Genomic DNA, 13,263 nt, shown 5'->3' on the forward strand with positions numbered 1-13,263 from the left:
TTTGCATGATTGCTGATACAAAGACATTCTTTGATAGCCTTTTCCGCGCGGCCGTAGCTGCGGCAGACCCCGCTCTCAGTATTTGCAAGTTTTTGCCGTCGAGACCAAAAGGTCGGACGATTGTGATCGGCGCTGGAAAAGCGTCATCACAAATGGCGGCCGCACTTGAGAATAAGTGGCAGGGACAACTCGAAGGTGTAGTGGTCACTCGCTATGGATATGCTGCGCATTGTGAAAAGATTGAAATCCTTGAAGCTGCTCATCCTGTTCCTGATCAAGCGGGCTTGCTCGCATCACAACGCCTGTTCGAGGCGGTATCTGATCTTACAGCAGATGATCTGGTAATTGCCCTGATATCAGGCGGTGGTTCTGCATTACTGCCAGCGCCGCCAGAAGGCATGTCTCTGGCCGACGAGATTGTAATCAACGATGCACTGCTTGCCTCTGGTGCGCCGATTGCCGCAATGAACACTGTTCGCAAGCAGCTTTCTAAAATCAAAGGCGGAAGACTTGCGCTTGCAGCATGGCCTGCGAAACTTGTCACGCTTGTCGTCTCGGATATTCCCGGCGATGATCCGGCTCTTGTGGCATCAGGGCCGACCATTGCAGATCAAACAACACGTGCAGACGCGCTCAGAATTATTGATGAATATAAGATACGGCTGCCCAAATCGGCAATCCGTCATCTCTCTTTTTCGGACGTGACTGCGCCGTTGCCATATGATGAGCGTTTGCGAAATAATCGGGCTGAGGTGATTGCTTCTGCAGCACTTTCGCTCGAGGCCGCTGCCAAATATGCGCGAAGGCAGGGCATTGAGGCAGTCATTCTTTCGGATTCCATCGAAGGAGAGGCAAGGGACGTAGCCGGGGTCCACGCGGCGATTGCGCGTGAAATTAAGCTACGCAATCGACCTTTTCCTAAGCCCATTCTGCTTTTGTCTGGAGGCGAGACCACAGTGACCCTTCGAGGGAAAAGTGGCAAAGGTGGTCGCAATAGTGAGTTTCTGCTGGCCCTTGCCATTGCTTTGCAAGGTTTAGACGGCGTGTGCGCGTTCGCGGCTGATACGGACGGTATTGATGGTTCCGAGAGCAACGCTGGCGCGTTTGTAACGCCGGATACACTTGTGAGAATGCGAGAGGCGGATGTGGATCCTGGTGCGTCATTATCCAGTAATGACTCCTGGACAGCATTCAATTCAATTCAAGATCTTTATATGTCGGGGCCTACAGGAACCAATGTGAATGACTTACGGGCTATCTTAATTATATGACAGATCGGTATTGGTAGCGTCCTAAGCCCGTAAAAATTTAAATGTTTGAAATGCTTAACTGATTATAACATGCGAACCCGTTAAAGCGAATACACCTTTTGATGTTATCTTTTGCGCATTAAAAATAAAAATATTGATCGAGAGCTTCCAGGTATATTGAATAGTCTGTGTCGTTGTTTGTAATATAAATCTTGTTAAGCGCCGTGATTTATAATGCTTCTGAAATTTGTATTGCGAGGTTTCAGTGACTGAAGATCAGACTTTCAAAAAAGATGATACTAACAGAGAGAGCAGTGGACTGCACTCCGAAAGCATGATCAGGCCTGTTCTGTTATTTGCGGGTCCCATTGTCGCAATCGTAATTGCACTTTTAATTTATTTTACTGGTGGTCGTACGGTCTCGGAAAACGACAGCTATGTCGGCGCGCCCAATGTGACTATTGTCGCCCAGGTTTCAGGTCGGGTCACCCATATCACTGCGGTCGAGAATGAGCATGTTGCCATTAACTCCACTCTTTTTGAAATTGACCAGGATCTTTATCGCATAGCACTTGATCAAGCGAAGGCACAGGTTCAAGCCGCGCGTGAAAAGCTCGATGGCCTTGCATTAACATACAAACAAAACTTAGCCGCTGTTGAGCAAGCTGAAGCTGATGTCACATATGCACAAGGTGAACTTGATCGGGCTCAACAGCTTCGCCAAACAGGAGTAGGAACTGTACAGGCTGCTGAAGAGGCGCGGCGGAACCTGCGCGTTGCACAGGATCAGCGGATAGCGGCCCAAGACGCAGCCAATTCAACTCTCGCCTTACTCGGTGGATCTGTAGATATTCCGGTTGAACAACAAGCAGAATACCAGCAAGCAATGGCAATGCAGGAAAAGGCGGCTTGGAATTTAGGTCAGGCCACAGTGCGTGCACCGTTTGATGGTATCGCAACACAAGTGGACAATATTCAAATAGGGACTTACCTCGTGCCGGGCCAGGCAGCCTTCACACTTGTCTCAACGCAGTCGTGGGTTGATGCCAATATTAAAGAGACAGACCTCGCTCATATTAAAGTAGGTAATTCTGTCGATATTGTCGTTGATAATTATCCTGATCTGAAACTCCATGGGCGGGTCGCGAGTATTTCCCCAGCGTCCGGGTCTGTGTTCTCGTTGCTGCCGCCGCAAAACGCGAGTGGTAACTGGGTGAAGGTTGTGCAACGCATTCCCGTTCGTATTTCAATTGAAGATCGTCCAGATGATGTTCTTTTGCGGGTGGGCTCAAGCGCCAGTGTAACTGTTCATACGGGGTATCGCCGGACGCTAAAAACTTTGATGGCTGATCTGGCCAGCATAGTGAATTTTTAATGGCGGCGCCGTTGGTCGAAAATCAGCAGGCCGCCGGATCGCGACGAGTTGCGATAACACTGTGTGTTATGGTTGCGACGCTAATGCAGGCCCTGGACTCTACCATCGCAAATGTTGCTTTGCCCTATATGCAAGGAGCGTTGTCAGCCACAAGCACGCAAGTTAACTGGGTTTTGACATCTTATATTGTTGCCGCGGCCATCACGACCCCGGCGACTGGCTGGCTGGAAGAAAGATTTGGCCGCCGCCGTTTGTTCATAATTTGCATCATTGGGTTTGTGGGCGCGTCCATGCTATGCGGAACCGCTACCAGCCTGACTGAGATGGTCGTATTTCGTCTTATCCAGGGAGTGTTTGGTGCGCCATTGGTTCCCCTTGCTCAAGCAACGCTCTTAGACACTTACCCTCGACGCATTCAAGGGCAAGCGATGGCCATGTTTGGGCTTGGGGTTATGCTTGGGCCGATCCTTGGGCCAACTTTGGGCGGTTGGCTTACTGAGTATTATGACTGGCGTTGGGTTTTCTATGTAAATGTTCCGATTGGCGCGTTCGCTCTATTTCTTGCCGTAGGATATTTGCCGAAACGACCATCTAATCCTAACGCTCGCATTGACGCCTTTGGGTTCGCGACACTCAGCCTTGCAATAGCCTCGCTGCAATTGTTTCTGGATCGCGGACAGGAACTGAACTGGTTCCAATCTGTCGAAATTCGCTTTGAATTTGGGCTATTCATTTTGGGCTTCTACCTCTTTATTGTTCACACTGCCACTGCAAGGTCTGAAAGCTTTATAAATCGTAATCTGTTTGTTGATCGAAACTTTGTTGTTTCGCAATTTCTGATTTTCGTGGTTGGCGCTGTTCTACTCGCAACACTTGCGATGTTGAGCCCATATCTGCAGGAGTTATTGGATTATCCTGTTTTGACAGCCGGTATAGTGCTCGCTCCCCGTGGCATTGGAACTATGATTGCAATGATCTTAGTTGGTCGCTTAATTGGGAAGGTTGATATTCGATTACTATTGGCCGCAGGTTTTATGATGACCGCTTACTCGTTGTGGGAAATGAGCAAGTTCACTCAGAATGTGTCGGAGGCGACGCTTATAAGGACCGGCATTATTCAGGGGTTTGGAATAGGGTTTGTTTTTGTCCCGATGTCGACTGTTGCATTCGCTACTCTTCCTGACGCGTTAAGAACACAAGGAACAGCTTTCTATAATCTTGTCAGAAATATCGGTTCCAGCGTGGGCATTTCTGTGATGAGTTTCTTACTCGTTCAAAACCAACAGATCATACATTCATCATTGGCTCGGGATGTCTCACCATACTCCCGGGCCCTTCAGCAATTAGGCAACGCAGTAGATGTGTCCTCTTTGCAAGGGCGAGCAGAGATAAATGGGCTTGTTAGTGTACAGGCAGAAGTGATCGCTTATGCAGATTGCTTCCTGTTGATGATGTATGCCAGCTTAGCTGCATTGCCGTTGATATTACTATTGAGGGCTACTGATCGTAGTTAGCCCTGGATGCCATCAGCGAAATTATCGAGTTAGCATAAGCTGCGTAACTTCCAGACGATTTTGCGTCATCATCACGGACTATCAGCTTGCCTGGAAGATGATGTTGCTTAAGGCCTATAGGCGTGAGCATGTAAAAAAGATGCTTGATGGTGATCAGTTTAGCATAGAGCTGTTCGCTGTGGTGCGCCTATTTCCCACTCCCAAGTCCGCTTTCTACCCTCTGGAGGCTTAACCAGCCAAATTAAAAGGCTTAACTTGCAGACAATTCTCTTTTCTGGCGATATCACTTCAGACATTGCAATCGGTGCAGTTATTTCCTACGAGTAACCATTCACCAGAAGTTCAATGTTCTTAGGCTCATGGCAACAAAATTTCATATTCAGCGGTTTTATATCGCTATATCGAATAGCCAGTCGGCCTTCCCGCTGATGATGGACGCCAGGTCTGACGATGCCATTGGGTTGCTGTTCCTTTAGGCGCAGCGACCCCAGAAAATCCAATCACCCAGAATTATCAAAGTTCTACCTTTTAAAAGGTAGTTCCATGGTTGGGATTTATCATGGCTATTTGGACTGAGATTGCTCGCACCAGTAACATTGCTGGCGACGAGATACTATTGCGCAGGCGAGATGATATTTACGAGATCCGTTTTAATGGGCTCGAACTTATGTCGAATATAAACGTTCAGTCAGAAACCGTTCTTGCTGAACGTTCACTCAGAATACTAAATCATTCACCGCGAAATGTTCTGATTGGCGGCCTTGGAATGGGCTTTACGTTAAGAGCCGCACTCGACATTTTGCCTGAATATGCAAAGGTGACTGTGTGCGAATTTGTTCCTGAAATAGTTGAATGGAACCGGCACCGCATCGGGCATCTTACAAATTATCCACTCAATGACACTCGCGTCGAAGTCGTTGTTGGTGATGTGATGCAGACATTGACTGCCAGCCGCTCAAAGTACGACATGATTTTGATGGATACGGATAATGGGCCGGATTTTCTGGTGAGAAAAGATAATGATGCAATCTATGCACGAGACGGTCTATCGGTTGCCATAGAGGCTTTAACACAGGGTGGTGCAGTAAGCTTTTGGTCGGCAACAGCATCTAATATGTTCGAGCGGCTTCTTGATATGATGCAGCTTGAATGGGAATGTCACGACGTATGTCTGATGAGCGGTCGCGCAGATGCTTTCCATTACATCTATTTCATTACAAAGGACGGACCTGCAACTCGTACAACCGGCAGAAGGCGGCAAAAAGCATTAGCTGAATATATTATATAACCAGAAATACGGGGCGGCTGAGTAGCCGTCCCATTTTCTCGCTTATTTCCTTCTTTATATCTATTGGGGCGCTGTCTGGCGAAGGAGCAGCAATTAACATTCACTCACCTGCGTTCCGCAGGTATAGCGATCATTCAGCCGTCGATCCGCCGGTCCAGACCGAAGAAATTCGCCCATATTCTGCGCGCATCAGATTCTGAAGGAGTAATGGAATGCGCGGCGCGGATATTTTGGTGCAAATGTTGATTGGCTACGGTGTCGAGACGATTTTCGGTGTGCCGGGCGATACCAATGTGCCTCTCTATGAAGCATTACAGCAGCGCGAAGGCGAAATCCGCCATATCATGGCTCGCGATGAACGCTCTGCTGGTTATATGGCCGATGCCTATGGTCGCTTTTCTAACAAGCCGGGTGTGTTTGAGTGTCCGTCGGGCGCGGGCGCCATGTATTCGTTGCCACCTGTTGCTGAATCAAACGGTTCATCCGTTCCGGTCATCCTTTTGACGATTGATATTCCGTTACCCGGCGAAGGTCGCGGTGTTCTAACGGAGCTTGATTGTGCCAAGCTGTTCGAGCCGGTGACAAAGCTCTCAGTGCAGGTGAAATCGGCTGATAAGTTACCTGAAATCATTCGCCGTGCCTTCCGTGTTGCCTGTTCAGGAAAGCCGGGTGCAGTGCATCTGCAAATTCCAGAGGATATGTTGCTGGCCGAAGTCGATCCTGCACGCATCTCGCTTCATGTTGAAGAAGAGTGCAAAACCTTTCCTGCCTTCCCCACACTTCCGCCAAAGCACAAACTCGATGAACTTCTCGAACTTATTGCAAAGGCCGAGCGCCCATTGATCGTCGCGGGTGGTGGCGTCAACCGTGCCCATGCGGGCGGGCTAATTACCAAACTTGCCGAGCGTTTTGATATTCCAATGTGCACCACCATGACAGGGCAGGGCGCGATTGATGATGACCACCGTCTCGCGATTGGTGTGATCGGTGACAATGGTTATCACCCTCATGCAAACTGGGCGCTGGAGCATTCCGATTTTACATTGTTCGTCGGATCGCGGATTGGCTCAGTAGTGACGATTGGCTGGACTTTTCCCAGGATCACGCTGAACCGGCGCCTTGCTCAGATCGATATTTCGCCAGAAATCATGGCCAATAATTATGAGAACCTGCTTTCTATTCAGGGCGATGCATTGCTGGTTCTGGATGAGTTGTTGCAGATTGAGCAAACAGACGAGCCTAAAAGGCATGATAAATGGATCGAAGAACTGAATGCGCATCGCCGCACATTCTGGGAGCATGCTGAAGAAGCCCTGAGTGATGAGCGGGTGCCTTTGCGCCCTGAACGCGTTGTGCGGTCGTTTAATGAAGCGCTTAGTCAATCGGGTCAGCCAGCATTGATCTATTCAGATGCTGGAACGCCAACGCCCTATATGACACGCTTCCTGAAGATCAATGATCGTGAAACGCGCTTTGCTATTCCACGTGCTTTTGGTGGTTTGGGCTCTGCTTTGCCAGCAACGGTTGGTGCGTGGCGTGCGGATCCCGACAAACGCCCAATCGGACTGTTTGGTGATGGCTCCTTTGGGATGACGGTGGGTGAACTTGAAACGCTGGTGCGATTGCAGGTGCCCGCACTTCTGATCTTGTTTAACAACGGAACGTTCGGCTGGATCAAAGGCCTTCATCGCCTGAAAGGGCATAATCAATGTTTCGGTGTTGATTTTCTGGCACCAAAAGGACAGGCGATTGCCGAAGCCTATGGTCTGAAAGCATGGACCGCCAAAACGGCACATCAGCTGGATGCCGCCATGTCCGAGGCTTTCGCCTGGAAAGATGGCCCGTGCTTTATCGATATTCATGTTGAATCGATCGCCGACCGAGTACCGCCCGTTTATTCGTGGCTGTTAAAACGCGGGGAAGATCCGCTCAACTTAAAGCCCGTTGAACGCTCTTATATTTGAGCACCTCACGCCACAGGCACTTGATGTCTGTGGCGTTTTGCTTCTGCGATGAACCAGTCGCGAAACAGGCGGACGTTTTTTGATCCCTGACGCGCTTGTGCAGAGCACAGAAAATAGCTTTCTCCTGATGTCTGAACACGATCAAGCGCCAGCTTGAGCTTACCGGAGCGCAATTCGTCCTGCACGAAAATTTTGGGCGCTATCGCAAGCCCCATTCCCGCAACAGCGCACTCGATGATGATGTCGTGCGTTGGAAGGCGTGGTCCAAAGATGCGCTTATTGTAATGGATACCCGCGCCACGCAGCCAGTGCAGCCATAGGCTCGGCCTGTTTGAATTCTGGATCAGTGGAAAATCGAGCAGTTCTACGTCTCCGTTCAGCCCATTCTCGGGCACAACGTCGGGCGAGCCAATCACGACCAGTTCTTCATCGAAAAGCAAATGACTGCGCACATTCGCCCAGTTGCCAATACCGCGCAGAACCGCGAGATCAAGGTCGGATTTGCTCCAATCGAGATCATGTGAGCAAGGAAACACTTCAAACCATATTTGCGGATGTGATCTGGCAAATGTGCTGATAATGCCTGGCGCCCATTTGCGCATCAGTGTTGGTGGCAGGCCAACTTTGAGCAGGCTTTGCGTTTTATAGCCGCGCACTGCATCCATCGACACTTCCTCAAGCTTTGCGAGAATACGCGAGACTTCTTCGTAATAGCTTTGCCCTTCTTCCGTCAAAACCAGTCGCGGCCCTGCACGCTCAAAAAGCTTAAGTCCAAGAAAAGATTCAAGGTTTTGAATCTGACGGCTAACGCCGCTTTGCGTCATACCTAGATTTTCGGAGGCACGCGTAAAACTGAGATACCGCACGGACGCATCAAAAGCATGCAGTGCGGAGAGTGAGGGAAGAAAGCGGCGCATCGGGTTTCCTCAAAATTTCATCATGAGTTTAAGTCATGACTAATCCAATTTTCAATGCTTTTATTTGATGAGAAAGAGCCGCATTCTCATTAAAAATAAAGATAAGGGAACACGATGGACTACGGTGATAGCATCGACCGAAATCTGGTCAGTATCCTGGAAGAGAATGCACGGCTTCCTGCAAGCGAGTTGGCCCGACGCGTCGGGCTTGCCCGATCAAGCGTTCAAGAGCGCATTGGCCGTCTGGAGCGGCGTGGCGTCATATTGGGCTATCGTGCCATTGTTCGTCGGGCAACCGACGATAACAGCATCTCCGCCTATTTGTTTATCACGGCCGCACAGCGCATAGCGCAGCGTTTGTTTGCGACATTGCGTGCTTACCCGGAAATCCTGACTGCGGATGCGATCAGTGGACCGGCCAATATTATGTGCCGCGTGCATGTTGGCTTTCTCGAAGACCTTGAGGCTTTGATTGAAGAGCTGGCGCAGATAGAAGAGATCGAGAACGTCAGTTACTCGGTGGTACTTTCCAATAAATTTAATAGAGAAAGCAGTCTGGCGCATTCAAGCGCCCAATAATGTTCGACGGAATGCTCGGTCAAAAAAGAGGGAAACAACAATGAACAGACGTAAGTTTATCCAGACAACGCTTTTGGGTGGCACAGCAGTTCTGCTGGCACCCGGGGTATCATGGGCTGTCGAAGAAGGCGCTACGCTCAAATCGATCAAGGATCGGGGTGCTTTGCGCATCGGCGTTTTTAACGGTACTCCGCCCTATTATCAGAAAAATCTTGCAACCGGCGAATGGGACGGGTTCTGCGTTTCCATGGGTAGGGATCTGGCCGAAAATATCGGTGTCCCGCTGGAAATGGTCGAAACCACCTGGGGCAATTCCGTTATGGATCTTCAGAGTGGCAAAATCGACATCATGTTTGCGCTGAGCAATAATCCTGAACGCGCCAAGACCGTCGATTTTACTGAAGCGATGATGGACAATGTCTTCACTGTCATCACCAACAAAGACCGGGATGTTAAAACGTGGGAAGAGCTGAATAAGCCGGAAATCCGCGTTACGGTTGATCTTGGTTCCACGCAGGATCTTTTTGCCCGTAAAACATTGCCCAATTGTACGCTGGTTGCGCTCAAAGGTGCGGATGAAACCGTTATCGCCCTGCAATCTGGTCGGGCCGATGCCATCGTGCAGGTCGCACTGATGTCTGTGGTGACAGCGCATAAGCTTGGTGACAAATTCAAAGTGTTTGTTCCAGAGCCATTGGATAGCCAGCCGACGACGATTGGCGTGCGCAAAGACGAGAAGGGCGAATTCCGTGATTTCGTGGACGTCTGGCTCAAGAAACGACGTGAGGATGGAAAGGTCAATGAGTGGATCGTCAGCAGTCTTTCACTTGTCGGCGTGCAGCCATCTGATCTGCCACCAACGCTGAAATTCTGACGCGTCAACCATCATGCAGTTAGAGCAAAAATCACTCGGTGTCATCATGCTTGACACCGACTTTCCAAGGCCGCCCGGAGATGTTGGCAATCCGGCATCATGGGATATGCCGGTGCGGATTAGGAAGGTGCTTGGCGCATCAGCCGATAAGATCATCCGCCAGCGCGGCGCTGGATTGATTGAAGACTTCGTTGAGGCTGGTAATGCTCTCATCGCCGAAGGGTGCAGTGCGCTGGTCACGTCTTGCGGTTTCATGGCGCGGCATCAAAGCGTTTTAAGTGAGAGACTATCGGTGCCGGTCGCAACGTCCAGCTTGCTGCAATTGCCGGTGGTGAACGCACTGATTGGTCAGAACCGCAAAGTCGGTGTGATCACCTATGACGAAGCGAGCCTTGATGAGGCAATCTTTCTGGATTGCGGTGCCGACATCAACACACCGCGGATCGGCATGCCAGACGGCGGCGCATTTCGTGAACTAATCGAAGGCAGTGGAATTTACGACCGCACTGCCCTTGAAGCTGAAATCATTCATGCGGCACAGCAATTGCGGTCACGCGAACCTGATCTGGGTGCCGTCATTCTTGAGTGCACGAACATGCCGCCATTCGCGCAAGCGGTCGCAAAAGCCTGTGGCGTACCGGTGTTCGATATTCTGTCGCTTGGGCACTGGCTGTTCAGCTCAACGTCCTCCCGTGCCTTTGCCGGGATGTCAGAAAGAGTGAATTAATGGACTATCAATGGGACTTTTCCGGCCTGTGGCAATATCGGGGATTATTCGCCCAAGGTCTGGCCTATACCGTAGGTTTCACGATTATAACGGTTATTTCTGGCATCTTCGTTGGAACGGTCTTCGCTCTTGGCAGGCTTTCCGGCAATAAGATTATCACCGTCCCTATTATGACGGTTGTAGAAATCTTCCGTTGTACGCCGGTGCTGGTGCAGCTTGTCTGGTGCTATTACGCGCTCCCGATGCTGATAGGCCTTGAAATTTCGCCAGCTATGGCAGCTTTCATCACGCTGACATTTTATGGTGCTGCATTTTACGCAGAAATCATCCGTGGCGGCATTGTTTCCATCGATGCAGGGCAGTGGGACGCTGGACGCGCGATTGGTATGCGTCGCGGTCAATTAATGGGTAAGATCATCCTGCCACAGGCGCTCCGTCGCATGGTGCCGCCGCTGGTCAACCAGTCCGTGCTTCAGCTGAAAAACACATCGCTTCTGTCAGTTCTCGCTGTGCCCGATCTTCTTTACCAGGGCCAGCTTGTAACATCGGCAACCTACCGTCCGCTTGAAACCTACACCTTGATTGCAGTGCTTTATCTCGCAGTGCTCTTCCCTCTCACACGCCTCGCTCATGGGCTGGAAGGCAAGCTGAAATGACGTATCGAATGAAGCAAGCAAGCCTTGTGGAGATAAGCCATGAATACTGAACCGATGATCGAAGTGCGTGGGCTTAAAAAGTCTTTTGGCGACATCGAAGTGCTGCGCAACATTAGCCTCACCGTTGAGCGTGGCCAGGTGGTTGCGCTGATTGGGCCGAGTGGCTCCGGCAAATCGACACTGCTGCGCAGCCTAAATCTGCTGTCGCTTCCAGATGCGGGCTATGTCGCAATCGGAGATCAAAAGATTGATTTCTCTTCAGGCAACGTATCGCTGAAGGATAAATATCTTGCTGCGTTCCGCGCCAATACGGGCATGGTGTTTCAGAACTTCAATCTGTTCCCGCATATGAGCGTGATCGATAACGTCATGGTCGGGCCGGTCACAGTGCTAAAGCAGGATAAAAAAGCAGCACGACAGTTGGCGATGGAATTGTTGGAAAAGGTCGGGCTTGCGACGCGTGCAGATGCCAGACCGGAGCAGCTTTCAGGCGGGCAGAAACAGCGTGTGGCGATTGCAAGAGCGCTCGCGATGCGTCCCGAGGTTATGCTGTTTGATGAGGCCACATCGGCGCTTGATCCGGCGCTGGTCGGCGAAGTGCTCGCCGTCATCCGGCAACTGGCAGAGCAGGGCATGACGATGATCCTCGTAACCCATGAAATGGCTTTTGCTCGTGATGTCGCGGACAAAGTCATCTTCATGCAGGACGGCTACGTCGTTGAAACCGGCGATGCTCGACAGATGATCAATGAGCCACGTGAAGATGCAACCCGTGAATTCTTAAGCCATTTCCATGGCGGCCTCGCATAAGCGCACGCGCAGAACGGATAGATGTCATGACAGGCAATGTTATTGTCGTTGGGGCTGGCATTATCGGCTCCACAATCGCTTTGCGACTTGCCGAGGCTGGCCTGAAGGTAACGCTGTGCGACGGCTCAGAACCGGGCGGTGAACAAAGTGCAAGCTATGGCAATGGGGGCTGGATCAGTCCCGCTTCTATCATTCCCATGAGTATGCCGGGTCTCTGGCGGCAGGTGCCGGGCTTTCTGCTGGATCGCAATGGCCCGCTTACACTGGACTGGAAATCCGTCCCAAGGCTCATGCCATGGCTCACGCGTTTTCTGCTGGCCGGCGCCACAAAATCTCGGGTGACGAAGACTGCTGCTAAACTGAACTGGTTGCTTAATGACGGACCCAAGCGTCATCGGGAGCTGGCGCACAAGACCGGACAGGACCATCTCATTGTGCAGAAGGGCCTGCTTTATGCTTATCCTGATCGCACGGCATTTGAAGCGGAAGCACTGAGCTGGCAGTTGCGTCGCGATAATGGCATCCTGTTCGATGAATGGGAGGAAACGGAACTGCGCGAGCGCATTCCAGCGCTTGGAAATAATTACCGCTTTGCCATTCATGTAACGGAAGGCGCGCATTGCCTCGATACTGGCGGATATGTTGCCGGGATTGCCGCACAGGCTGAAAAATCCGGCGTTCAATATATCCGCAAGAATGTCGTGCGCGTGCTTGCAGGTGTGTCACCGCGTGTTGTTTTGGACAGCAATGAAAGCCTCGCTGCTGATCATATAGTGCTTGCCGCCGGAATCCACTCGGGGCGCATCATGAATGATCTGGGCATGCATGTGCCGATGCAAAGCGAGCGCGGCTATCACGTAACTTTGCCGATGGCAGAGCTTCCCTTCGATATTCCGATCATGCCGAGTACGGGACGGATGGGGAATACCCCAACCAATATGGGGCTGCGCTTGTCCGGTCAAGTCGAGCTGGCAACCGTTGAGAAGGCACCAGACTGGAGGCGCTCTGAGGTTTTGTTGAAACACGCGTTGGCGAGCTATCCCAATCTGGCCAAGCAAGATTTACAGCACCTCAAGCTCTGGATGGGACACCGGCCTTCGCCCTCTGATGGGGTGCCTGTGATCGGAAAACTCATGCGCTATCCCGGAATTATTGCGGCCTTTGGCCATGGTCATATCGGGATCGCGGCAGCCCCCAAAACTGCTGACATGGTTCTCGACGCAATCAACAATGTCGCCTCTGAACGCGCTCGCGACTTCTCGCCCGCACGTTTCGGCCACTAAATTTCTGAATACAAAGGAATCTCACT

12 protein-coding genes are annotated in these 13,263 nt (G+C 50.9%); 11 read left to right on the plus strand and 1 reads right to left on the minus strand.

Annotation, left to right across the window (positions count from 1 at the left end; all coding sequences use genetic code 11):
• Positions 1–5 precede the first annotated feature (5 nt).
• The 5 genes from WH356_RS11750 to WH356_RS11770 all read left to right on the plus strand — a co-directional run bounded on the left by WH356_RS11750 (position 6) and on the right by WH356_RS11770 (position 7,391).
• Complete coding sequence (locus WH356_RS11750) at positions 6–1,271, plus strand: glycerate kinase type-2 family protein (RefSeq protein WP_339510940.1); 1,266 nt, start codon at positions 6–8, stop codon at positions 1,269–1,271.
• Positions 1,272–1,515: 244 nt separating this feature from the next.
• The gene (locus WH356_RS11755; protein WP_339510942.1) at positions 1,516–2,625 is read left to right on the plus strand and encodes an HlyD family secretion protein; all 1,110 of its coding nucleotides are present in this window, start codon (positions 1,516–1,518) and stop codon (positions 2,623–2,625) included.
• Positions 2,625–4,139, plus strand: a complete 1,515-nt coding sequence (locus WH356_RS11760; RefSeq protein WP_339510944.1) for a DHA2 family efflux MFS transporter permease subunit — start codon at positions 2,625–2,627, stop codon at positions 4,137–4,139. The genes WH356_RS11755 and WH356_RS11760 overlap by 1 nt, the downstream gene beginning before the upstream one ends.
• Before the next feature lie 547 nt (positions 4,140–4,686).
• Entirely contained in the window at positions 4,687–5,427 is a 741-nt protein-coding gene (locus WH356_RS11765) for a hypothetical protein (RefSeq protein ID WP_339510946.1), read from the plus strand.
• 212 nt (positions 5,428–5,639) lie between these two features.
• Positions 5,640–7,391, plus strand: a complete 1,752-nt coding sequence (locus WH356_RS11770) for a thiamine pyrophosphate-binding protein (protein WP_339510948.1) — start codon at positions 5,640–5,642, stop codon at positions 7,389–7,391.
• A 5-nt stretch (positions 7,392–7,396) separates the two neighbouring features.
• On the opposite strand, the gene WH356_RS11775 is transcribed toward WH356_RS11770, so the two are convergent.
• Positions 7,397–8,308 carry a LysR substrate-binding domain-containing protein gene (locus WH356_RS11775; RefSeq protein WP_310014569.1) on the minus strand — a complete coding sequence of 304 codons (912 nt, stop codon included), beginning with the start codon at positions 8,306–8,308 and terminating at the stop codon, positions 7,397–7,399.
• A 114-nt stretch (positions 8,309–8,422) separates the two neighbouring features.
• Between WH356_RS11775 and WH356_RS11780 the strand changes: the two genes are divergently transcribed.
• The 6 genes from WH356_RS11780 to WH356_RS11805 are packed head-to-tail and all read left to right on the plus strand — an operon-like array spanning position 8,423 to position 13,237.
• Complete coding sequence (locus WH356_RS11780; RefSeq protein WP_094507580.1) at positions 8,423–8,887, plus strand: Lrp/AsnC family transcriptional regulator; 465 nt, start codon at positions 8,423–8,425, stop codon at positions 8,885–8,887.
• 40 nt (positions 8,888–8,927) lie between these two features.
• The gene (locus WH356_RS11785) at positions 8,928–9,761 is read left to right on the plus strand and encodes a transporter substrate-binding domain-containing protein (protein WP_339510953.1); all 834 of its coding nucleotides are present in this window, start codon (positions 8,928–8,930) and stop codon (positions 9,759–9,761) included.
• Positions 9,762–9,774: 13 nt separating this feature from the next.
• Positions 9,775–10,488, plus strand: a complete 714-nt coding sequence (locus tag WH356_RS11790; RefSeq protein ID WP_339510955.1) for an aspartate/glutamate racemase family protein — start codon at positions 9,775–9,777, stop codon at positions 10,486–10,488.
• Positions 10,488–11,144, plus strand: coding sequence for an amino acid ABC transporter permease (locus tag WH356_RS11795; RefSeq protein ID WP_339510957.1), 657 nt, complete (start codon positions 10,488–10,490; stop codon positions 11,142–11,144). Before WH356_RS11790 ends, WH356_RS11795 begins: the two co-directional genes overlap by 1 nt.
• Positions 11,145–11,183: 39 nt before the next feature.
• Positions 11,184–11,954, plus strand: a complete 771-nt coding sequence (locus tag WH356_RS11800; protein ID WP_339510959.1) for an amino acid ABC transporter ATP-binding protein — start codon at positions 11,184–11,186, stop codon at positions 11,952–11,954.
• Between the two features lie 26 nt (positions 11,955–11,980).
• Positions 11,981–13,237: an NAD(P)/FAD-dependent oxidoreductase gene (locus WH356_RS11805; protein ID WP_339510961.1), complete on the plus strand. Its 1,257-nt coding sequence runs from the start codon at positions 11,981–11,983 to the stop codon at positions 13,235–13,237.
• The last annotated feature ends 26 nt before the right edge of the window (positions 13,238–13,263 follow it).

Source organism: Ochrobactrum sp. MYb379, assembly GCF_037479515.1.
GTDB lineage: Bacteria > Pseudomonadota > Alphaproteobacteria > Rhizobiales > Rhizobiaceae > Brucella.